The organism is Rhodococcus sp. 66b (assembly GCF_002076325.1).
In the GTDB taxonomy this organism is placed as follows: Bacteria; Actinomycetota; Actinomycetes; order Mycobacteriales; family Mycobacteriaceae; genus Rhodococcus_F; species Rhodococcus_F erythropolis.
Window position 1 is genome coordinate 319,294 of sequence record NZ_MUZB01000001.1, and the last position, 22,058, is coordinate 341,351.

General features: G+C 61.4%; 22 protein-coding genes. 4 read left to right on the forward strand and 18 right to left on the reverse strand.

Annotated elements, in window-relative coordinates:
• Positions 1-9: 9 nt before the first annotated feature.
• From B0E55_RS01485 to B0E55_RS01525, 9 genes are read right to left on the reverse strand one after another with little or no spacing between them, the layout of a single operon-like run.
• Positions 10-567, reverse strand: coding sequence for a mce associated protein mas1a (locus B0E55_RS01485; RefSeq protein WP_080908947.1), 558 nt, complete (start codon positions 565-567; stop codon positions 10-12).
• Positions 554-1,774 carry an MlaD family protein gene (locus B0E55_RS01490; protein ID WP_029254497.1) on the reverse strand — a complete coding sequence of 407 codons (1,221 nt, stop codon included), beginning with the start codon at positions 1,772-1,774 and terminating at the stop codon, positions 554-556. The genes B0E55_RS01485 and B0E55_RS01490 overlap by 14 nt, the downstream gene beginning before the upstream one ends.
• Positions 1,771-2,835, reverse strand: a complete 1,065-nt coding sequence (locus B0E55_RS01495; RefSeq protein ID WP_069147007.1) for an MCE family protein — start codon at positions 2,833-2,835, stop codon at positions 1,771-1,773. The genes B0E55_RS01490 and B0E55_RS01495 overlap by 4 nt, the downstream gene beginning before the upstream one ends.
• Complete coding sequence (locus B0E55_RS01500) at positions 2,832-3,929, reverse strand: MCE family protein (RefSeq protein WP_030534720.1); 1,098 nt, start codon at positions 3,927-3,929, stop codon at positions 2,832-2,834. The genes B0E55_RS01495 and B0E55_RS01500 overlap by 4 nt, the downstream gene beginning before the upstream one ends.
• The gene (locus B0E55_RS01505) at positions 3,926-4,981 is read right to left on the reverse strand and encodes an MCE family protein (protein WP_080909051.1); all 1,056 of its coding nucleotides are present in this window, start codon (positions 4,979-4,981) and stop codon (positions 3,926-3,928) included. Before B0E55_RS01505 ends, B0E55_RS01500 begins: the two co-directional genes overlap by 4 nt.
• Positions 4,981-6,012, reverse strand: coding sequence for an MCE family protein (locus tag B0E55_RS01510; protein WP_020906290.1), 1,032 nt, complete (start codon positions 6,010-6,012; stop codon positions 4,981-4,983). The genes B0E55_RS01505 and B0E55_RS01510 overlap by 1 nt, the downstream gene beginning before the upstream one ends.
• On the reverse strand, positions 6,009-7,202 hold the full coding sequence (locus tag B0E55_RS01515; protein WP_241895982.1) for an MCE family protein: 1,194 nt from the start codon (positions 7,200-7,202) through the stop codon (positions 6,009-6,011). Before B0E55_RS01515 ends, B0E55_RS01510 begins: the two co-directional genes overlap by 4 nt.
• A 33-nt stretch (positions 7,203-7,235) precedes the next feature.
• Positions 7,236-8,093: an MlaE family ABC transporter permease gene (locus B0E55_RS01520; protein ID WP_003945491.1), complete on the reverse strand. Its 858-nt coding sequence runs from the start codon at positions 8,091-8,093 to the stop codon at positions 7,236-7,238.
• Entirely contained in the window at positions 8,093-8,902 is an 810-nt protein-coding gene (locus tag B0E55_RS01525) for an MlaE family ABC transporter permease (RefSeq protein WP_019746964.1), read from the reverse strand. The genes B0E55_RS01520 and B0E55_RS01525 overlap by 1 nt, the downstream gene beginning before the upstream one ends.
• Positions 8,903-9,433: 531 nt before the next feature.
• Between B0E55_RS01525 and B0E55_RS01530 the strand changes: the two genes are divergently transcribed.
• The gene (locus B0E55_RS01530) at positions 9,434-10,708 is read left to right on the forward strand and encodes a TetR/AcrR family transcriptional regulator (protein ID WP_053062059.1); all 1,275 of its coding nucleotides are present in this window, start codon (positions 9,434-9,436) and stop codon (positions 10,706-10,708) included.
• A 68-nt stretch (positions 10,709-10,776) separates the two neighbouring features.
• On the forward strand, positions 10,777-12,012 hold the full coding sequence (locus tag B0E55_RS01535; RefSeq protein WP_021332418.1) for a winged helix-turn-helix domain-containing protein: 1,236 nt from the start codon (positions 10,777-10,779) through the stop codon (positions 12,010-12,012).
• Positions 12,013-12,234: 222 nt separating this feature from the next.
• Here B0E55_RS01535 and B0E55_RS01545 read toward each other — a convergent pair whose 3' ends face one another.
• Positions 12,235-13,344 (reverse strand): Rieske 2Fe-2S domain-containing protein, encoded by a 1,110-nt coding sequence (locus tag B0E55_RS01545; RefSeq protein WP_047889546.1) that lies wholly within the window; start codon positions 13,342-13,344, stop codon positions 12,235-12,237.
• Between the two features lie 323 nt (positions 13,345-13,667).
• Between B0E55_RS01545 and B0E55_RS01550 the strand changes: the two genes are divergently transcribed.
• Entirely contained in the window at positions 13,668-14,348 is a 681-nt protein-coding gene (locus B0E55_RS01550; protein WP_223257971.1) for an IclR family transcriptional regulator, read from the forward strand.
• Positions 14,349-14,425: 77 nt separating this feature from the next.
• Here B0E55_RS01550 and B0E55_RS01555 read toward each other — a convergent pair whose 3' ends face one another.
• The 4 genes from B0E55_RS01555 to echA20 are packed head-to-tail and all read right to left on the reverse strand — an operon-like array spanning position 14,426 to position 17,928.
• On the reverse strand, positions 14,426-15,487 hold the full coding sequence (locus B0E55_RS01555; RefSeq protein WP_080908950.1) for an NAD(P)H-dependent flavin oxidoreductase: 1,062 nt from the start codon (positions 15,485-15,487) through the stop codon (positions 14,426-14,428).
• Positions 15,484-16,239 (reverse strand): CoA-transferase subunit beta, encoded by a 756-nt coding sequence (locus tag B0E55_RS01560; protein WP_019746968.1) that lies wholly within the window; start codon positions 16,237-16,239, stop codon positions 15,484-15,486. The genes B0E55_RS01555 and B0E55_RS01560 overlap by 4 nt, the downstream gene beginning before the upstream one ends.
• Positions 16,236-17,144 carry a cholesterol ring-cleaving hydrolase subunit IpdA gene (ipdA, locus tag B0E55_RS01565; protein WP_019746969.1) on the reverse strand — a complete coding sequence of 303 codons (909 nt, stop codon included), beginning with the start codon at positions 17,142-17,144 and terminating at the stop codon, positions 16,236-16,238. Before ipdA ends, B0E55_RS01560 begins: the two co-directional genes overlap by 4 nt.
• A 7-nt stretch (positions 17,145-17,151) precedes the next feature.
• Positions 17,152-17,928, reverse strand: a complete 777-nt coding sequence (echA20, locus tag B0E55_RS01570) for a (7aS)-7a-methyl-1,5-dioxo-2,3,5,6,7,7a-hexahydro-1H-indene-carboxyl-CoA hydrolase (protein WP_003945611.1) — start codon at positions 17,926-17,928, stop codon at positions 17,152-17,154.
• Between the two features lie 102 nt (positions 17,929-18,030).
• Between echA20 and B0E55_RS01575 the strand changes: the two genes are divergently transcribed.
• Positions 18,031-18,945 carry an SDR family oxidoreductase gene (locus B0E55_RS01575; RefSeq protein WP_020906294.1) on the forward strand — a complete coding sequence of 305 codons (915 nt, stop codon included), beginning with the start codon at positions 18,031-18,033 and terminating at the stop codon, positions 18,943-18,945.
• 67 nt (positions 18,946-19,012) lie between these two features.
• Here B0E55_RS01575 and B0E55_RS01580 read toward each other — a convergent pair whose 3' ends face one another.
• The 4 genes from B0E55_RS01580 to B0E55_RS01595 all read right to left on the reverse strand — a co-directional run bounded on the left by B0E55_RS01580 (position 19,013) and on the right by B0E55_RS01595 (position 21,903).
• Positions 19,013-19,684, reverse strand: coding sequence for a GNAT family N-acetyltransferase (locus tag B0E55_RS01580; protein WP_019746972.1), 672 nt, complete (start codon positions 19,682-19,684; stop codon positions 19,013-19,015).
• A 94-nt stretch (positions 19,685-19,778) separates the two neighbouring features.
• Positions 19,779-20,192: a hypothetical protein gene (locus B0E55_RS01585; RefSeq protein ID WP_021342917.1), complete on the reverse strand. Its 414-nt coding sequence runs from the start codon at positions 20,190-20,192 to the stop codon at positions 19,779-19,781.
• Between the two features lie 57 nt (positions 20,193-20,249).
• Complete coding sequence (locus B0E55_RS01590; RefSeq protein ID WP_029254509.1) at positions 20,250-20,738, reverse strand: nitroreductase family deazaflavin-dependent oxidoreductase; 489 nt, start codon at positions 20,736-20,738, stop codon at positions 20,250-20,252.
• A gap of 1 nt (position 20,739) precedes the next feature.
• Positions 20,740-21,903 (reverse strand): steroid 3-ketoacyl-CoA thiolase, encoded by a 1,164-nt coding sequence (locus tag B0E55_RS01595; protein WP_019746975.1) that lies wholly within the window; start codon positions 21,901-21,903, stop codon positions 20,740-20,742.
• Between the last annotated feature and the right edge of the window lie 155 nt (positions 21,904-22,058).

The window sequence follows — 22,058 nt, forward strand, 5'->3', positions numbered from 1 at the left end:
CGTGGTGAGTTACTTGGTCTCGACGTTGCTCACGAGCCACCGGTCGTCCGAGCGGACCAGGGACACGACCATGCGGTACTTCTGTGTGTTTCCCTCTGGCGCTGCGACATTCTTCGCTTGTTGGTCGACGAACACGAGCACCTTGGCCGACGAATTGTCCAGCGATTCGATGCCGACGTCTGTCGCCGTTGCGCTCGCCTGGCCTTGCCCCCCGGCGACGACTTCGCGCAGTGAATCGACCATCGTTCGGTAGGTGCCGGCAAACTCGTCGGTCGACATCGAGGCGATGCTGTCTTTGTTGGCATCGAGGTTCTGATAGTCGAAGGAGGACATGACGGTCGAGTAATCCCGCGCGGTGTCCAAAGCCTCCTGCCGCAGCGTGTCTTCCTGGTTCGCCGAGTACATCTGGAATCCGAGCACCACCAATGCTGCGACCAGCGCTACCGCTATGAGTGAGATCAGTGCGTTGCGTGGCTCCTTGAGGCGGCGAAGTAGCGACGGAGAAGTCGGATGTTCGGCCACCTCGGCTTCAGCCTCGTCGAGTAGTGCGTTGTCACCGTGTGCCATTTCCCAGTCCTTCCAACATCAATCTCCAGTAGTTCAGGGCGTCGACTCCGGTCGGGACGAGAATCGGATCTGCGACGACGGGCGGTCCGATCGGCGTACCGGGGACCGTCGAGTTCTGCAATCCGAGGTCGTTCGGGCGGGGAGCATTCTGTGCTCCGCGTTGGACGAGGTCGTCGGCGGGGGGACAGTACATCGCCAGACTTGGACTGGTGGGAGACAGATCGCCGACCTCACGCCGAGGGGTGTCGTAGTTACAGACCGGCCCCTGTGTGGCAACCAAGGCAAAGTCGGCGCGATCGCCTTTGACGATGGATGCCAGTTTGGCGAGACCTTCAGGAATCGTGACAAGTCCGGTTTCGAGGGCGTCTGTGCGGTCGGAGATGATCGGTGCGACAGTGACGAGATTGGCCAGGACCGCTCCGAAAGTGTTGTGGTACTTGTCGAACAACTGTTGAGCGCTGTTCAGGGCGGCGGGCGAATGATCGGTGAGGTAGATCAGTACCGGAGCGTTGGATTCGAGTTGTTCGGTGAAGTTCTTGGCAGCTGCCATTCCTCGGACGAACGAATCCGATTGTGTCGCCATGGAGTCCACCAACGTGGAGGTTCGCGACAGCAGCGCGGCGAGTTCGGCCGACTGGTCGTTCAACTGCGCGGACATGGTCCTACCGTTGTCGATCATCGTCGCCAAGCTCGGGCCGAGCCCGTTGAACGAATTCCCCAGTTCGGTCCCGATGTCGCTGATCGCTTGCGGATCAATCCCTTCCAGGACACCGGACGCCTGAAGCATCAACTGGCTCATCTGGACCGGTTGCTGATCCGCGGGCATGGCGATTTCGTCGCCGTCCCGAAGATACGGGCCGTGGTCTGTGTTGGGATAGATGTCGACATTCTGAATTCCGGCTGCGGTCCCCATCGTCACCTTGGCGACGCTGTCGGTAGGTATCTCGGTGTTGTCGTTGAGTGAGAGTTCCACCCGAGCCGAGCGGGTGCCTGCGTCGAGTTCGACTTCACTCACTTTCCCCACCTGTACGCCGCGATACGTGACGACCGTGCCCTTGGTCAGCCCGAAGGCGTCGGACATGTTGGCGTGCAGCCGGATTTGGCCACCGAAACCCTGAGGGCCGACCACGTAGACGATTCCGAAAGGGATTACCACAGCAGCGATCAGAGCGAACAGGACAAGTTGAACAAGCGCAAGGCGACTCAACGCAGACCTCCCTGAAGTAGATCGGTGAGAGTTCCCGCCGGTGCGATCGATTGACCGGCCATCCCGCCGCTCCAGAGCTTGTCGATCGTTCCCGGAATATCCAGGGCGCCGTCGAAAACGAGGTAGTCACCTTGGACTGCACTGGTGAAGTTCTCGAGCAATCCGTTCATATTCGCCAGTGTCTGACCGATCTCCGAGTTGAACGAATCCAGAGTCCCGACAACGGTCGACGCATCGTGCAGCATCGCGTCGAGGCCGTCGGGTGACGAGTCGAGGATGGTGTTTGCGTTGGTGGCGAGCTGAACGGTCGAGTTCAACAGGCTTGCAATCTGATCCTTCTGTCCCACGAGAATCGACACCACCTGTGGAACGGAATCGAGGTAGTTGTCGACGACGTCGCGTTGGCCGGCCAGTTGGGAGGAGACCCGGGCAGCGAGGTCGACGGCCTCGTCGAACTCGCTGCGGTGACTGCTTGCCTCTGCCATGAGTGAGGTCAGGGTGTCGGTCAGAGAACGAACTTCACCGGAGCGCCCGGAAAACGCGGTGTTCAGCTCGCGCACCACGGTGTCGAGTTGATCGATGCCGCTTCCGGTCAGAACCGTACCGAGCGTGGCAAGCGCACTTTCGACCTGCGGACCGATCTCGGTGCGAGACTCCGGAATTGTGTCGCCGTCGCTGAGCATCGAGCCGGACGGAACCTCCGGCACCAATAGTCTGATGAACGGGTTGCCCAGTGCGGACGGGAGTTCGACGGATGCTTCGACGTTGTCCGGCAACGGCGTCGCGGCGTCCAGACTCAGCGTCACATCGGCTCCGACGACGTCGGCGGACAGCGCGGATACTCGGCCAATGACTTTCTGGCCGCTGCGGACGTCTGCCCCCAACACCAGGCCGTCGGCGCCGGCCAGCTGCAGCGCCACGTTGTACGCATCACCGTCGGCCGAACGACCCAGGGGTAGGTCTTGAATGCCTGCGCTACAGCCGCCGAAGGCGAACACGGCCACAGAACCCACACCGATGATCACGATACCGGCGACTATTCGAACCGATTGCCGCGTCAATTGCCACCTCCGGGGACGGCTCCGCCGGAAATCGCAGAGGCGATTCCGAGCGGATCAGAAGTGCTGAGGGGGAAGGAAATCGGATTCGTGAACCCGGCTCCGGTACAGATCGGCAACTTGTAGGTGTCGCACAGCGGTTTCGCAACCGCGAACTGAGTCAATGCAGTCGAGACGTTGAGCCGAATGCGCCCGCGCTGATCAGGACCGATTGTCTGGGAGAGGTTCTGCATCATCAACGGCACCAGGTCCATGAACTCGGCGAGGCCGGGTTCTTTGGCAGCCAGAGTGTCACCGAGAACTCGCACGTTGTCGGCTATGGCACCGACATCATCGCCGTGAGTTGTCATGAAACTGTTCAACTGGTCGAAGACCACCTGCAGATCCTGCAGAGGCTGTGAGATGTCCATGTTCTGGTTCGCCCACTGATCGCCCAATGTGCCGAGGTCACCGACAAGTTCGTCGAGGCTGACCTGCCGTGCGTCCAGAGCATTCATCAAGGTGTTGAGATTGTCGACAAGGGCACCGATGTCTTCCGACCGAGCGCCGACAACTCCGGTTGCCGTGCTGAGGTTGCGAATTGCGGTGTTGAATTGATCGCCCTGTCCCCGCCATCCGGCAGCGCCGCGGCTCACGAGATCGCCGAGATTGCCCCCATCCCCGGCAAATGCGTCGGCCAAAGTGCTGACGCTTCCCATCAAGCCGTCGAAATCTATGGGGGAGTGGGCACGTTCGATCGGAATCTGGTCGCCGTCTTTCAGCGTCTCTCCGCCGGTGTAAGCCGGGCCGAGTTCGATGTGGCGATCGCTGATCACCGATGGATTGAGGACATAGGCCGAGGCGTCGGCGGGCAGGTCCACGGAGTTGGGCATCGACATCGCTACTCGAACAGAAGTTCCGCGAGGTTCCACCGACGTGACCGTCCCGACGCCGACTCCGAGGACCGTGACCTTGCTTCCCTCGTAGATTCCGCCGACGTAGCTGAAATCGGCGTAGACGGTCTTGGACTGATCCGTTCGTCCGAAGATGTACCAACCGGGGAGTGCAATCGCCAGGGTCACGACCAGCATGGCCGTGACGGCTTTTCGTGTATTCACTTGCAGCCCTCCATGATGCCGAGCGCGCAGAGCAGATTGTCCGGGATCACGGCGGCCGGCGCGTTGACGTCGGTCCAATTGCCGGTGCCGGTGGAATCGGTGACCGAACGCAGCGCGGAAGGAAGACGAGTCAACAGCAGGTCGATCTGATATGCGTTGTTCTTCAGCGTGGTGGTGACCTCGACGAGGTTGTCGGTCATGGCTCCGAACTCGTCCTGACGATCGACGAAAGTGGTGGAGAGCTTCGAGATGATGATTGTCAGGTTGTCGACCAGTTGAGTCAGTGCGTCCTTGCGCATCGCAAGAGTACGAACGATCGTCTGAGCATTGGCCGCAGTACCGACTATCGAATCGGTTTGTGCCGCAGCCATGTCCGACAGCTCGCGGGACATGATGAGAATCTGGTCGATCTGTTCACTGTTCTGCGCGAAAGCCGCCGAGGCGCCGCTGATTCCGGCCAGCGCCCGGCCCACCTGATCGGAATCAGTTGGAATCACCTCCGAAAGGGTGTTCATCATGGACTCCATCGCCTGTAGGTCGACGCCGGTGGCCGCAGTGGTGGCATCACTGCTGACGTCGTCGAGGCTGTACGGCACGGTAGTGCGGGAGAGCGGGATGACCCGCGCATCGGAGTCGTCGACCACTCCGGCCGGCACGATCTCCAGGTAGCGCTTGCCAAGGACCGTCTTGAGCCTGACAGTCGCCGTGCTCTGGTTTCCCAAAGGCTGGTCCTTGTCCAAGCGGAAGTTGACGACGACGTGGTCGCCGGCAAGGTCGATCGAATCCACTCGGCCCGCGGGAACGCCGGCCACGTAAACCGGATCGGTGTCGGAAAGCCCGCTGGCATTGGCCAACTCCGCTGTGTATGCCGACGTGCGTACGTTGTACCAGAGCTTCGGAATGCCCAAGGCGGCGCCGAGTCCCACCACCAGAACGAAGATTCCGAGACTACCCAGGGCGAGAGCGGTGCCGCTACCGCTGCGACGGCGATCCCCTTTGAACAGGAAGAGCATGATGCCGACGAACACGTCGATCAGCTTGACCAGGAACATCATGAGCACACCGGCGAATGTGTCGGACCGAAGATGTTGGCTTCCATGTCGCCTGCCTTCAGAGTGAAATTGCACAGATACAGGCTGATGAAACTTCCGTAACTTCCGATCCGGTTGGCGGCGTCGGCGAACTGGGGAAGGTTGGCGAGAAGTCTGTTGAACTCGTCGGTGCTCGCAATCCAACTCCCGGTGACACTTTCGAGTTGTTGCACGGTCTGACCGAATGCGCCGTTCGACCCGGCCATGATCTGAGCCAACGACGAGACAGTTCGGTTTCCCTGATCCAAGAGCGAGACCAGTTGATCGTTCTGCCCGACGACGGAAGTACTCAGATCGTTCAAACCGTCCAGCAGACCGACCAATTCGGGTTGACGTTCGTCGACGGAGGTGAGAAGAGTGTTCATGTTCGTGAGTAGTTGTGCGAAGACGTCCTGACGGTCGACAAGGCCGGAGCTCATGGTCGCGATCTGGTCGAGGAGGGTGGTCATCGCCTGGCCCTGGCCGTTGAAGGTTTCGACAAAACTTCGCGTGAGCGTGTTCACCTGCTCGGGCTGCAGCGCGGCGAACAACGGTTTGAACCCGTTCATCAGTGCCGTCAAGTTGATCGGCGGTGTTGTCTGCGCCAGCGGTATCGTGTCACCTGGTTCGAGCTGTCGTGCGGATACCGTTGTCGCGCTGTCGTCCTGCGTCAGTGCCAGATATCGAGCACCGAGCATGTCGCCGTAGCGCACGGCGGCACGGACATCCGACTCGAGGGAATATTGCGACTCGATTTCGACGTCGACGATCGCCTTGCTCGTGCCGCCGCCGTTGTCGGCAAACGCAACCGAGTCCACGCGGCCGATACGCACACCGGACATCGTGACCGGGTTACCCGGGTTGAGGCCTTCGACATCGGTGAACTCGAACGAATACGAATCGGTGCTTCCGCGAACCGGGACCGACAACGTGTTCGCCACGAACGACGCACAAGCGATGCCGGTGAGACAGAAGAGTGACAACCGAATTACCTGGCCAGGACGGACCTTCACGGGACGGTCACCTCATTTCCCCTGACCATCGGCCCCAACATCAGTGTTGTTGCCGGGTTGGGGGTGTCCGAGCGTTCCGGCGAGCCGCCCAGTAGTTGATCTTCGAGGTATCGCAGCGTGGCAGCTTCGGCTTCGCCGCCCACGACCGGGGCACTGACGGGTTGTGCAGGCGTCAGGTTGGAGCCTGAACACTGCGCGCCGCGCGAGTCCCCGTACTGCGGGCAATCATCGCCGGTGTATGGGAGCGGTTCGGCGAACGTGGCAACTGCTGTGATGTCGAACTTACCGGTGGCGAAGACCCGCGCGCCCGCGGCGCCGAACGTACTGGCATTGGCGAGGGTGGAACGCAGTCCTCCGGGATTGGCCGCGGTGGTTGCGAGTATCTTTCCGGCGGAATCGATCACAGTGATGATGTTTCGGTTGTTCTCCACGACAAAATCGTCGACGGTAGCGGCGAAGACTGCGGCCGCGCCGATCGAGGACTCGAGATTCGCTCTGTTGGCGACCATGTTGTTCGAGACGGTTGTGGCGGCTGCCAAGGTATCGAGAATGTCGGGGGTCGCGCGGTCCAACGCGTCGACGACCGACTTGAATTCGGGTGTCGATTCGAGGAATTGGTGTGCGGCGGGTGTCAGTGCGCCGGACGCGGCACTGAGATTGTCTATCGTGGTACCGATCTCGGCTCCGTTTCCGTCGAGTGCCTGGCCCAGCGCAGTCAGGGCTGTCTGCAACTTCTCGGGCTGCATCGCCGTGAGGACTCCCACCAATTTGGTGTACACGTCGTAGAGCGCAACGGCTTCGGGACCGTCGTCCATGTGGATCTCGTCTCCGTCCGACAGAGTCGTCTGGCCCTGCCCATTCGGACTGTCCACGAGCTGCATGTAGATGTCGCCGAAGAACGTGCGCGGAACGACGCGGGCTACCACGTCGGCGGGAATCTTCGACGCGTCATCGGTCTGAATCTGCAACTGCACAACGGATTCGGCGGTGCCTGATTCGATTTCGCCGATTCGGCCGACGTTGACGCCGTGGTACCGAACCGGAGCTTCACCGCTGATGAGACCGGCTGTGGCTGGAACAGAGACGAAGATGTCGGTGCTCTGCTCGAGGTTTCCCGAACCGCGTAGAACCATTGTCACAGCGGCGGCGACGGCTACCACTACGGCGATCGCGCCGCGAAGGGCGTACACGATCTTTGTGTGTGTAGTGAGTCTGTCCACGGCTCAGACCCCCATTCCCGGGATCTGGGGCACGAGGCCCCACAGCGCGAAAGTCATCAGTACGTCGAGGATTCCGATCGCGAGGATCGCAGTCCGAAGCGCGCGCCCGGCAGCCTGCCCGACGCCGGCCGGACCACCGGAGGCATAGTAGCCGTACGCGCAGTGAACCAGCGCGACAACAGCGGCGAACACCACGGCCTTGAGGCCCGAGTACAGGAGATCCTGCGGCGAGATCGCCAGATGGAAGAAGTAGTCGTAAGTACCTGCCGATGCACCGTTGAAGAACACGACGACCAGTCGGGTCGACAGGTAGCTGGCGAGCAGTCCGATCATGTAGATCGGGATGACGCAGATCATGGCAGCGATCACCCGCGTACCCGCGAGGAAGGGGATGGATCTGATCGCCATCGAGTCGAGGGCGTCGATCTCGTCCGAGATGCGCATAGCCCCGATCTGGGCAGTGAAACCCGTTCCGACCTTGGCAGCCAACGCGATAGCGACGACAACAGGGGCAAGCTCACGGGTGTTCGCGACCGCAGACAGCATGCCCGAGAGCGAGGTCATCCCGACGAGTTCGAGGCCCCGGTGAGTCTCGACGCCCAACATCATTGCCGCGGCGAGCGACATCGCGAAGACGATCCCGATGGTGCCGCCGCCGGACAGCAAGGAGTTCGTGCCGAAGCTGACCTCGCTGATCTGACCGAGTACGTGCTTGCGGTACTTGGTGAGCGCAAAAGGGATCGATGCGATGGTGCGGACGTAGAAAGTGACGTGCTGACCGAGGGAGACGAGGCCGTCGCCGGCGGTTCGCAGGGGTCTGCTCGCTTGACGGGCTCGAACACGGAGATCGACGAGCGACATCAGAATTCACCGACTGCCGGGACGATTACGGTGTACAACGCGGACAACACTGTGTTCACGATGAAGACGAGCGCGAACGCAATGACGACGGCCTCGTTGACTGCGTCGGCAACGCCGCGGGGGCCGCCTTTTGCATGGAGACCTTTGAAAGTGGCCACCAAAGTCGAAGCGAGGCCGAAGATCGCGGCTTTCACCAAAGCCATGACGAAGTCGGACGATCGACCGTATTGGCTGAACGTTGCCATGAACGTTCCGGCCGGAAGATGCTGCACGTAGATGTGGTACAGATAGCATGCGATCACTCCGCCGAAGGTCACCATCGAGCACAGTGCGAGGGAGACGATCACTGCCGCAACCAATCTCGGAGCTACCAGGCGTTCGATCACATCGATGCCCATCACTTCCATGGCATCGATCTCTTCGCGAATCTTTCGCGAACCAAGATCGGTGCAGATCGCCGACCCGGCAACACCGGCCATCATCAACGCGCACACCAGTGCTGCGGCCTGTCCGACGATGATGAATGCCACGACGGCGCCCGAGTAGCCACCGGCACCGATGCGGCCGGCCAGTTCGCCGACCGACACCGCGATGAAGACACCGATCGGAATCATGAGGAGCAGCGACGGACCAGTGCTGACGCGACCGATGAAGAGCGTCTGAGTGACCGTCTCGTGCAACGAGAGTCGCCTGCGGAGGATTGCCGTGAACAGGCCGAACAGTGCCTGCACCGAGAATCCGATCAGATAGCCCCCCTGCAACGCTACGTCTCGTACCGGGCCTTTCGGGGCTGGTAGCTCGTACGTCATCTAATTGAATTCCTTTGCAGATCAACATGGTTCAGCACGAAAGTCGAACTGTTCGGACGCTGGCGGTCGAGCGAACTGCTTGTGAAGCATCTCACACATATATGTGACGTGGCAAGCATTATGTGAACGAAAATTCTCGGGGGAGTTTTCGGTGTAACAGCGACGGTCAGCGTGTTGACGTGCCAATATGAGTTCTGTCGGGTGGTGTCCTCGGCTTAAGTTCATCGAAATTCCGGAAGCCGTCGTCCGATGTCCCGGTCGGGGAGAGGGGGCCGCTTCGAGCGGTGACCCTACCCCTGGTTTCGACCACAGGGCAAGGCTTTGTTAACGAGGATTCTCTCGAGTTTCAGTGTCGATGATCGGGGCGATGCAGTTGACGGCAACCTGGAGTTAGGGAAGCTAGCAGCGTATATAGAACGTGGCTACAGTGGAAATCTCGAAAGTCTCCGATGGCGGGAACCGATTATGATTATGCTCATTCGCAAAAGGATCGGTTTGGTGTTTGGTGGGGCTGAGAGAGGGGGTGCGCGAGTGAGCCCGAGACAGCAGTCTGTCGATGCGCAGACAGTTGACGAACAGACCTCGCGTGTAATCCTTCGAGCGGCGGGATCGGAGTCGGTCAAGCGACGTCCGAAGGACCGCAAGGCGAAGATCGCCGCTGCGGCTGCAATTGCGTTCAGCGAACGGGGATATCCTGCCGTAGGCGTCGAGGATATTGCGTCGTCCGTCGGTATTTCGGGTTCGGCACTCTATCGGCATTTTCCGAACAAGTATGCGATGTTCCGCCACGCGGCACTGGAATTGACCGACGCGCTCGAGAGTGCACTCGATGCGGTCTCCGTCGCCGCCGATGCAACTGACCGGGAGTGCCTACGCGAGGATTTGCTCGCTGTGATCCGAACGACGGTGCGTAATCGGCGCACAGCCGGGATCTACCGGTGGGAGAGTCGGTTTCTCGACGCTGCCGATCGGAAATCGGTCCGAGCTCAGGCAGCTGCTGTCAATCGCCGAGTTGCACTGCATCTTTCACGCTCCGAACCGCCGGCGAGTACTCGTGCCGAAACCATCCTCACCTCAGCGATGTTCAGCGTGATCGGCAGCATCACCGCTCACAATCTGATACTGCCCCAACGTCGGATGGAGCAAGTTCTTCTCGACGCTTGTCTGTCGATCGAACACGGTGGGAGTGCAATTACATCGCGGCGGTCGGAGCAAACTGTGTCGACGCGGTCGGTGACGACGAACAAGCGTGAACGTCTGCTGCAGGAAGCCGTGCGGCTCTTCGATTCTCGCGGTTACCACGACGTCAGTATCGAAGAGATCGCAGCCGCTGCGGGTTTGAACGCTTCCGGGATGTACCGCTACTTTCCGAGCAAAGCGGAACTTCTCGGGGCGGTGTTCTATCGAGCGGCAGACCGTCTGGACCTCGCGACGGCAGCAGTGTTCGAGTCTGCGACGTCGCCGGAGGAAGCGCTGCGCGCACTGTCGGCGATGTACGTGGAGTTGTCGTTTGCACAACATGAATTGATGTCGGTCTATTTTTCCGAGATGAACAACCTTCTGCCGGGACATCGAAGCGATCTGAAGAATCGGCAGAAGCTGTACGTGGTCGAGTGGGCGCGGATACTTCGCGAAATTCGCCCCGACCTTTCGGCGATAGAGGCGAAGTTCCTGGTTCACGCTGCTTTGAACCTGGTCCCCGACATCGGACGCTTGATGAAGTTCGATGTTGCAGCAGAAAACGCCTCCACACTTCAGACGTTCATGTCAGCAGTTCTCTTCGGCTGCCCGGCTTCGCCGCCCTGAACTTCTCGCCGCCCTGAACTTCTCGCCGCCCTGAAACTTGTCGGACGGCGTGCGTAGTGTGGTCGGCTATGAGCGAAGTCGTGTCTCTGGCAGCTGCCCGCCGAATAGCGCTCGCCGCTCAAGGGTTCGGCAAATCACACCCGGCAACGGTGACGCGGCGCAATCTGGTCAGCGTGATGGACCGGCTGCAGGTCTTGCAGATCGACTCGGTCAACGTTTTCGAACGCAGTCACTACCTGCCCGTTTATGCGCGACTGGGCGCCTACGACAAGTCCAGGCTTGATCAGCTGACCTTCTCCCCGGAGTCGGGGTACCTCGAATACTGGGGACACGAAGCGACGTTCCTGCCGGTGGACATGTGGCCACTCTTTCGTTGGCGCATGGACCAGTTTCGTGACAAAGCTTTGAGCGACAAGAACGGATGGGCGTCTGATCGGCGCGACTTCCTCGACTGGTTGCGCAACGAACTGCGTGAAAACGGTCCGATGGCGGCGAGCGAAGTCGAGCATGAAGCGAATACACGCCGCGGCCCGTGGTGGGGGTGGTCGGACGTGAAAGTCGGGCTGGAGACTCTGTTCCGGTGGGGCGAAGTGGTATCCGCGGGTCGCGCAGGATTCGAACGTCGATACGGCCTTGCCGAACACATGCTCGCGCCCGAGATCCTCGATGCGAGGATCGATCGATCGGACGCGATCCGTGAGCTGGTGCTGCGTGGTGTGAAGGCCCACGGACTCGGTACGCTCGACGATATCGCCGACTACTTTCGGCTGCCGAGCGCTGAGGCACGAATTGCCTTGCGTGAGATCGAAGACGCCGGCAATGTACGCAGTGTTTCCGTCGAGGGCTGGGAGCGTCGTGGCAAGCCTCGCGAGGTATGGATTGATCCACAGGCAAAGCGTCCAAGGTCGATCCGAACCGAGGCTCTGTTGTCGCCCTTCGATCCGGTAGTGTGGGCGCGCGATCGAGCGTTGCGGCTCTTCGACTTTCACTACCGGATCGAGATCTATACTCCCGCACACAAGCGGGTTCACGGCTACTATGTGCTCCCCGTGTTGATCGACGACAATATCTGCGCGCGAGTCGATCTCAAGAACGACCGACAGAACCGTCGGCTACTCGTGCGCGCTGCTTGGGCCGAGCCCACCGCCGATGCCGACACTGCACCGCGTCTGGCTGAGCTCCTTCGTAGAACCGCAATGTGGCAAGGCTGCGACACCGTAGTCGTGGAGAACAATGGAACATTGGCATCAGAGCTGGCCGCTGTGATGGCCGGCGACGAGGTGGATGCGGTGGGCGCGCGCTAGGTCAATCTGGAACGGTGAGTCTCCCGTCGACTGCAGCTCGGTTGATGGAATCTCTTAATGCCGAACAAGTTCCGGTGCGAATTTTCGGCGACGCCTTGTCTTCGCGATACTCCGAACACACGTTGTGCGGATCCGATCGCCATTGAGTCGAGGTATGTTGCCAGCTGTTCTTCTCGATGAGGACATATGTTCCACACCTCTCGCAGTCCACTGGTTCCATGGTCACTGCGCTGCTCCTGCACGGCGTGCGAGGTTGTCTGCAACCTCCTGTTTCCACACCTCGATGGGTTTGCTTGTATCCATCTCGAATTCGAAGCGATCGATCATCTCGGGCGTGACGTCGGCGACGTCGACGTAGAACTGTTCGTACCACCGCCTCAGTTGGTAGACCGGACCGTCCTCGGTGCAGAGTAGTGGGTTGTCGATGCGGGTCTTGTTCTTCCAGATCTCGATGTCCTGCTCGAATCCGACGCCGATGTAACCGATCATCGCGTCAACGGTTTGGTCCGCTATCCCGGCGGGAAGTTCCTCGGTCTTCTTGACGGTGATGCCGTACATCAGGACAAACTTGTTCGGGCTGACCGGATAGTGGCAGTTGATCAAAACCGAATCCACCTTGAACGTTTCGTACTGGTACACCAGATCATCGATCATGAACGACGGTCCGTGATAGGCGGCCACCGAGAAGTTCGAGACCAACTTCGGCACGTCGGGATCCGTCCAGGTCACGATGTCGTCGCGGTTGATACCGCTCTGCTCCTGGATGGCGACATGCCCCTCGAAGACGTTCTTGAAGTAAGTGGGAAACGAAAAGTGCACGTAGAAGAAGTGCGCCATGTCCACGACGTTGTCGACGATTTCTCGACAGTTGGTGTCGATGACGATTGACTTCCATACCCAATCGGTCCATTCGTGGTCCGGAGTCTTGATTATCGGTATGGCGACTTCGGCCGGAGGCGGATTGCCTTCGGGGTCATGCCAGACGAAGAGCAGTCCGTCTTGTTCGAGGGTGGTCCAGGCGCGGGTTTTGGCAAGCGGTGGAACGCGGCGTGCATAGGGGATCGCGGTGCATTTGCCGTTGCCGCCCCATCGCCAGTCGTGGAAGGGGCAGGCGACTGAATCGCCCTTGACCGTGCCCTGACTGAGGTCGCCGCCCATGTGACGGCAGTAGGCATCGAGGACCTTCAATTCGCCCTGGCTGTCGGCAAATACGACAAGCTTGGTGCCGAAGGCCTCGATCGGATGTGGGTTCCCGTCGTGGAAATCCGTTGCAAGTCCGAGGCAGTGCCATCCGCGGGCAAAACGTTCGGGAGCAGCGCCCTCGTCGATCATGCGGATCTCGTCGACTTCGCCGAGGTCCGTTGTGGTCGTCACGTCTGTGGTCAAAACGTCGTCCTTTGTTCAGTGATCTGTGTTGGCCACTGTGGTGAGGAGTTGGTCCAGGTTCAACGGGGGTAACCGGTGATCGGTATAGCTGCAGGTGGAGTGGCCAGGCAGGTTTGTCTCCCGCACGGTGGGAAATGCCCTGGCGGTTCGTCCGGTGAAGGCCCAGATTTGCAGTCAGCAGAGCACGCCCAGCGCTGTCCTCTCGACGGGCGGATCACCGAAACGGAGACGCCATGTCGGTCGGACCGATCACAGAAGAGCCCATCCCTATGTCAACCCTCGACAGGTTGGCGATGGTGGTGGATTGCTTTCGTGACACGCCGCGGTTGACGCTGGGCGAGGTGGCCCGTCGAACCGGGATTCCGCGATCATCCGTGCACAGGATGCTTCTGAAGCTAGTGAGGATGGATTGGCTTCGCAGAGAAGGCCTCGAGTACGAAATCGGCGACAAACTCGGCGATCTTGGGGCAATCTCGTTGTATCGAAACAAGTTCGAGAGGGTGGTGGTGCCGTTGTTGTACAACCTGCACCTCGTCACCAATCAGGCCGTACATCTCGGGGTCCTCGAGGGAAGCAACGTGCGATACCTTCAGAAGATCGGCAGCCAGGCGATACCTGACCTCCAGACAGGCGTCGGCTCTCGCATCCCGGCGCGATCCTCGGCAATCGGCAAGGCACTCTTGGCAGCGGGCCGCCGTTCGACGGTCGCGCAGCATTCCGCAATAGCCAACCATCGGTACGGTGTCGTATTCGGTACGTGTACTTCGGGTCTCGGCTGCATCGGTGTGCGGGTGGGTGCGCTGGGTGAAGCGGAAGTCGGTCTGTCGATCAGCGGCCCACTCGTTCGAGGCAAGATCGACGATCGACACGTTGCACCGGTACAGATGGCCGCGGTGGCAATCTCCCAGTATTTCGAGGTGCCGGGTGGTCGTCACCAGCAGACCGGTTAGCTCGGAAATGCGCAGAGTGCGCCTCCTCCGACTCCGCGTAAAGCGCAGTGGGGGAGACGCACTCGGATGAATCTGCGTCAGCGAAGAGCCGCGAGCGCGTCGATACGCTTGGCCGCGTCCTCCATGATGTTCTCGATCAGTTCCTTGCAGCTGGGCAGATCGTTGATCATTCCGACAACCTGACCCGAGGCAAGCACGCCGGCTTCCGTATTGCCCTCGACCAGACCGGCCTTGAGCAACATCGGGGTATTCGCCGCCATGATGATTTGCATCAGCGTGCGGTCACCCGAGCGCTTCATCGCGATTCCGTCCTTGGCGAGGGTTGACCACTTCATGCCGGTCATTGCCTTGAACTTCATGGCGTTCTTGGCGGCAGCGATCAAACCGGTTGCGTAGCTGGAACCTTCGAGGCTGTTGACCAGGTCGGTGTTGAGCACACGATGAGGCATGCCGTCGACCTTGCGTGAGACCGTCGTATCCGTCAGTCCACGCTTGAGGTATTCCTGCTTGACGGAGTCCGGCACCGAAGAGTCGCTGGTGAGCAAGAAACGCGTCCCCATGGCGACACCGGCAGCGCCGTACGCCAACGCTGCGGCCAGCCCGCGGCCGTCGAAGAATCCGCCACCGGCGATGACCGGAATATCGACCGCGTCGAGAACCGAGGGGAGAAGCAATGTCGTTGCCACACCGCCGGTGTGACCACCACCTTCGCCGCCCTGGACGATGACGGCGTCCGCGCCCCAAGATGCAACCTTGACCGCATGCTTCGCGGCACCGATCGACGGTACGACGACGATGCCGTGGTCCTTGAGCTTGGCGATCAGTTCCTTCTTGGGAGCCAAGGCAAACGACGCGACCTTGACGCCCTCACGGATCAGCAGGTCCGCGCGCTGCGGCGCGTCGGTGGCGTCGGCACGCATGTTGACACCGAACGGCTTGTCCGTGAGCTGCTTCGTCTTCTTGATCGCGTGCTCGAGCTCGTCGTAGGTCATCGTGGCCGAAGCCAGGATGCCGAGACCGCCCGCGTTGGCCGTCGCCGACGTCAGTGCTGGCCCGGAAACCCAGCCCATGCCTGTCTGCACGATCGGGTACTCGACACCGACCAGTTCGGTCAGTGCTGTCTTCAGAGTGGGGGTCATGCCGAGACCTCACGGTCCCGGAGGTTGCGCGGATCGAGGGTCTCGCGAATGAGGTGGAGCTCTTCGGCGGTGGGGTCACGGGTGATACCGGCCTCGGCGAGTCCGGCTACCTCGAACGAGGTGTTCTCGGCTACCTCTTCGGCGGTGACGCCGGGATGGAGGCTCAGCGCGCGGAAGGTGTTTCCCGGTCCACCGAAGTCGAAGACACCGAGGTTGGTGACAACGCGGGGGATGTTCAGGTACTTGTATGCCGGGTTCTCGGGATCGATCTGGTCGTAGCCGACACCGCACACCACGTCGACCTTGTCGACGAACACTCGCTTGGAGTGCTTGGGGACGAAGTAGCTCGTCGCGTGGTTGATGGTGTTGCCCGGGGCGCCGCGCACACCGAACATCTGACGCGTCGGCTGCTGAAGCGGGCCGAAGGCGGAGAGGTTCTGGTTGCCGTGGCGATCGAGCTGATTGGCGCCCATGACTACGTGGCGACGGCCCGAAGCGACGACGTCGAACACCTTACGGAAAGGCATCCATCCTTCGATGGGGCCCTTCGTTCCGACTGCCGGAGTGTCCTCGAGAATGAGGGCTTCACCATCGGTGATCAGCAGGTCGGGTTCGGTGGTGAGTCGAGCCAGGCGAGCGCCGATGGTGGACGACGTCGACATCGGGCTGGCCATGATTTCGCCTGCACCGGAGAAGATTTCAGCGCACGCAAGAACAACGTACTCTGCGCGGGTGACGGTGGATTCGCTCATTTTGCCTGCTCCCCTGCCTTTGATGAATCGGCAAACTTCTTTACTGCGGCTTGGTAGTCCTCTTCGCTGCCGGAGAGGAAGGTGTCGACGAACGTCTGCCACGACTCAGGGGTCTTGGCGGCCTCGGCGTAGTGACGCTGGAACTTCTCGTCGCGGCCGTAGCTTTCGCCGGCCAACGTGAAGTGGGCACCGTTCGGGGCCTCGACGACGGCGTCGACCATCATGCGGTTGAGCAGAAGATTCTGCAGTGGAACGGATTTGACCAGTTCCTCGGTCTCGACGATGCGTTCGACGGAGACGTAACGCTTTTCGGCGGCCATGCAGTACAGGTCGTCGAAGTACGGGTCGACACCGTTGTACGCGGCATTGCCGTGCTTGTCACCGAGATTGAGGTGAACGAACGACGCATCGAGGTTGAGTGCAGGCATCGCGATCAAGGTCTCGGAGCGGCCGTCGGCCTCGGGGTACGGGGAGGTGACGGTCTTGAGTTCGTCGCCCCAGAAGTTGCGAACGTCCGAACCCAGGCCCGCGCGGATCGGGAGGAAGGGGAGGCGAGCGGCAGCGGCTTCGAGGCCGCACTTGACCATTCCCTCGTCCATCTCGCGGACTTCGATCTCACCGGCGGTGCGCGCCTTGGCGAACCACGGATCGTAGAACGGTGCGGAGTCCAGGGACACGAAACCGTAGTACGCCTTCTTGACCTTGCCGGCCGAGCACAGCAGCCCGAGATCCGGTCCGCCGTAAGTGACCACGGTCAGGTCCTTGATGTCCGAACGCAGAATCGCACGCACGAAGGCCATCGGCTTGCGGCGAGATCCCCAGCCGCCCAAGCCGATCGTCATTCCGCTGCGGAGCTCGCCGACTACCTCGTCGAGCGACTTCGTCTTGTCACGCTTGCTAGCCATGTTTGTCTCAGCCTTCCTTCTGGGTTGCGTTCTCGCGCGGCTTGCCGGTGGCGACGAACTCGTCGCGGTGTTCGTCGGACACACCGAGGAGGTTGAGTTCGAAGGTGTAGCCCTGCTCGAGGCGGTAGCTGCCCTTGACGTCGACCGGGTCGATGCCGTTGATGGCTTCCTTGGCGCACCGGATGATGCGGGTGTCCTTCGCGGCGATCTTTGCGGCGATCTCGCGAGCGCACTCGTCGAGCTTCTCGCGCGGGACCACGTCGTAGACGCTGCCGAACTGTTTGAGTGTGTGGGCGTCGACGCTCTGTGCGGTGTAGTAGAGCGTGCGCATCATGTGTTGCGGCACCAGCCGTGAGAGGTGCGTGGCAGCGCCGAGTGCACCGCGGTCGACCTCGGGGAGGGAGAAGATCGCGTCGTCGGAAGCGACGATCACGTCCGCGTTGCCGACCAGTCCGATGCCACCGCCGACACAGAATCCGTTGACGGCCACGACGACGGGTACAGCGCAGTCGTAGACGGCTGCGAAGGCCGCGGCGCAACCGCGGTTGGCGGCGACCAGTGCGTCGAATCCCTCGGTCGCCTGCATCTCCTTGATGTCGACGCCGGCGTTGAATCCGCGTCCCTCGGCTCGCAGGATCACCACGTGAGTGTTGAGATCCTTGCCCGCGTCGAGGATGGCGTCGGCAAGCTCGAACCATCCCTTGGACGGGATTGCATTGACCGGCGCGTAGTCGATGGTGACCGTGGTGATGCCGGTTCCGTCGGAGGAGGTGCTGATGCCCATATCGGGATTCCTTACGTCTGTGTACCAAACCAAGCGATTGCTTGGTAAGTTAGCACACAAGCGGAGCCGACAAGCCCGAGCAGAGTGCATTAGGAGACAAATATGAGTGGATTGGTCGACGGACGCGTAGTCATCATCACCGGGGCTGGTCGCGGGATCGGACGTGCGCATGCCTTGGCGTTTGCTGCCGAGGGCGCCAAGGTCGTCGTCAACGACATCGGTGCGGGTGCCGACGGTTCCGAGACCGGTGAGAGTCCGGCCGAGCAGGTTGTCGCGGAGATCATCGCCGCCGGTGGCCAAGCAGTGGTCAACGGAGACGACGTCGCCGACTGGGCGGGCGCCGAGAATCTGATCAAGACCGCGATCGACACCTTCGGTGGCCTGGACGTACTCGTGAACAACGCGGGCTTCCTGCGGGACCGCATGCTGGTCGGCATGAGCGAAGGCGAGTGGGACGCGGTGATTCGCGTGCACCTCAAGGGGCACTTCGCGCCGCTGCGTCACGCTGCTGCCTACTGGCGCGCTGAGGCCAAGGCAGGCAAGACCGTCGACGCACGCATCATCAACACCAGTTCGGGTGCAGGACTGCAAGGTTCGATCGGCCAGGGTAACTACGCTGCGGCGAAGGCCGGTATCGCCGAGATGACCATCCAGGCCGCAGCCGAGCTCAAGAATTACGGCGTCAGTGTCAACGCGATCGCGCCTGCTGCGCGCACGCGCATGACCGTCGGCGCGGGTGGGGCGATGGCCGAGTCGATGGCAGCTCCCGAAGAGGGCTTCGATGCCATGGCGCCCGAGAACATCTCGCCGCTGGTCGTCTGGCTCGGTAGCGCCGAGTCCAAGGACGTCACGGGGCGGGTGTTCGAGGTCGAGGGCGGAAAGATCACCGTCGCGGAGGGCTGGCGTCACGGCCCGAGCGAGGACAAGGGTGACCGTTGGGACCCGAAGGAGATCGGGCCCGTCGTGGCAACGCTGTTGGAGAAGGCGGAGATTCCGACGCCGGTGTACGGAGCGTAGGGCCTCCGGCCCCGTGAGTGGTTAAGGAGTGCAGGGACTCCTTAACCACTCACAGGTGGTGTGCCGCCTACGCAGGCGCCCGAACCACCAACACGGTGCCGGGGAACTCTGCGGCGAGCTCGCGCCGCGAATGCTTCACGCAGGCTGTGCCGTAGCCCTTCTTGCGAGATTCCGGCGCGATCCAGATCGCCACGTTGACCTCTTGGCCGTCGAGTTCGCCGAATACCAGGCCGACGCTCTTCGAGCCGTCACCGGAGACGTCCTCGGCGACGAACCAGGCAGCGGTCTCGTCGTCGATCCGGCCGAGGCCACCGACGCGCTCAGCTTCGATCCGATCCTCGCTCCACGGCTTGCCGTCTTCGCCGAGCTGCTCGCCCGAACGAATCGTGAACAGCGACTTGTCTTCTGCGCTGTCGCTGAACGGACGCAGGGTGAAGTTCTGCCCGCTGCTCGCGGGACGATCGAGCGTCGTCCATTCAAGAGTGGCGTCGAGATTCTCCAGCTCGCCCTGGATGCGATCGCGCGCAGCCTTGGTGAGCGCACTGAACTTGAGGCTCAGAACTGCTTCGGCATTTGCTTCCGACGTGCCGAGCAGTTCTGCGACGGTGGTCAGTGCCTCCTGGTGGTCCTTGCTGTCGACCACTGCGTCCAGCACCTCGTGGCGACGCTCCAGCGCACGCACGAGGGCTGAGGTGATCTCGCGTCGGTCCAGGATTTGATCTTGAATATGCGTCGTCATATATGCGACTCCTTGCTGTGTTCGAGGCTCTGTCGAAACGCCGTGCGGACCGTACGAGTCAATAGTGCTCCAACTCGCTCGTTATGGCACGTGTTCAGCCTCCGGTGCGGCGAACGAGCCGTTCGTAGCGCTGGCGGGCAGCTTGAGTGCTGCCGAGCCCGAGTCCGAAGGCAATATCTTGCCAGGTCATGCCCCGTTCGCGGGCAATTCCGAGGAACAGCGCTTCCAGCTGTTCCATTTCGGCTCGGGCCTTGGGAATCAGAGTCAACGCAGCCATGACATCGGCGTCGTCGACCTCGGGTTCGTTCGGCTGCGGTGTGTCGGTGCCGCCGGCGAGACGAGCCACGACGCGCACCGCGCCGTAGGGCTCGAGCATCTCCGGATGGGATTGCCGCGCGCGCTGGCTTTGGGTCGCGCCGTGGCGCTCGCTGATCCGAAAGAGTCCGGCGTACTCGCGATGTGCGCGTTCGCGGCCGGAATCGATCGGTCTGAACTGGTCATCGGTCATGAACCCAGGCTGGCACGAACCCGGGTCGATGTAAACGTTTTGTTGTAAACAGTCCGTTTATTTCTTCAGTGGCTCGCACACGATGACGGGAATGATCCGGTCGGTCCAGGCCTGATAGTTGTCGAAATCCGGATACATCGCCGTCAACATCGGCCACAGCCGAGCGCGCTCGTCCTCGGTGGAGACGCGGGCTTTCATCGATCGGATCCGAGACTTGATCTGCACCGTCACCACCGGGTCCGCCTTGATGTTGAGGTACCACATCGGGTTCTTCGGAAGACCTCCTTGCGACGCCACCAGAATCACGTTCTCGCCGTCCTCGAGGAACAGCAACGGACTGATCCGCTCCTCGCCGGATTTGCGACCGGTGGTGGTGAGCAGGCAGATCGGCAGCCCGCGTGGGAACGCGCTGCCGACCCGCCACTTGCTACCCAGCCGCCCGTCGGTGGCGCGATACATGGCGACGTTTGCCTTCGACATCCACTTGATGATCTTGACCGTCGCCGGAGCGTCGAGTCCCTTGGGTTTAGCTGGGGGAGTAGTCATCTCAGATACGCTCGATGATGGTTCCGGTGGCCAGCGCGCCGCCGGCGCACATCGTGATCAGAGCCGTCGAGCCGTTGCGACGCTCGAGTTCGTGCAGTGCGGTGGTGATCAGTCGAGAGCCCGTGCTGCCGACCGGATGGCCGAGAGCGAGCGCGCCGCCGTTGACATTGACGTTGTCGAAGTCGGGTTCGTGAACCTGAGCCCAGGACAGTGCGACGGATGCGAATGCTTCGTTGATCTCGAACAGATCGAGGTCGCCGATCTTCATTCCGCTCTTCTCCAGGACACGGCTGGTTGCCTGCACCGGTCCGTCGAGGTGGAATTCCGGTTCCGAGCCGACCAGGGCCTGGGCGATGATGCGGGCTCGCGGCTTCAACCCGAGTGCGCGAGCCTTGTCCTCGTCCATGAGCAGGACTGCGGCCGCGCCGTCGGAGATCTGGGAAGACGTTCCGGCCGTGTGAATCCCGCCTTCGAGGACGGGCTTCAGTCGGGCTAGGGACTCGGCCGTCGTATCGCGCAGGCCCTGATCGCGATTGACGAGCTTGGTCTCGCCCGTGAGGTTTCCTTCCTTGTCGACCTGGGGCGCCGAAAGTTCGAGAACCTCGCGGTCGAAACGCCCTTCCTCCCAGGCCTGCTTGGCCAGCGCCTGCGAGCGGACGCCGAGGGCTTCGATGTCGTCACGGGTCAGTCCGCGACGACGAGCGATGCGTTCTGCAGCTTCGAACTGGTTGGGCATGTCGATGTCCCACGTCGCCGGCCGACGCGGTCCGGCCTGATCGCCGACGTTGGCGCCGAGGGGAACCTGGCTCATGGCTTCGATGCCGCAGGCGATGCCGGCGTCGATGGCGCCGGTGGCGATCAGTCCGGCGATCAGATGGTTCGCCTGCTGGGCCGAACCACACTGGCAGTCCACGGTGGTTGCCCCGGTCTGCCACGGAAGTCCGGCGTGCAGCCAGGCCGTGCGCGTGATGTTGTTGGACTGAGCGCCGGCCTGGGTGACGCAGCCGCCGATCACCTGCTCGATCAGCAACGGGTCGATTCCCGACCGGTCGAGAACGCCCTTTTGTGCCGCTCCGAGGATCTCGGCGGCGTGCAGACCGGCGAGCCAACCTCCGCGCTTGCCGATCGGTGTACGGACAGCCTCGACGATTACTGGTGTGCCCACAGCGGGCTCCTTTCCTTGTAATGAAAAAGTAGAACAGGTTCTCTGCGGGAAGCAAGACCTGTCGACGTTTCCTTTCCTAGTAAGCAGGCTTGTGTTTCAATGAGAGTAGAACGTGTTACACATCACGGATCCCCATCACCCCTGTGATGAAAAGG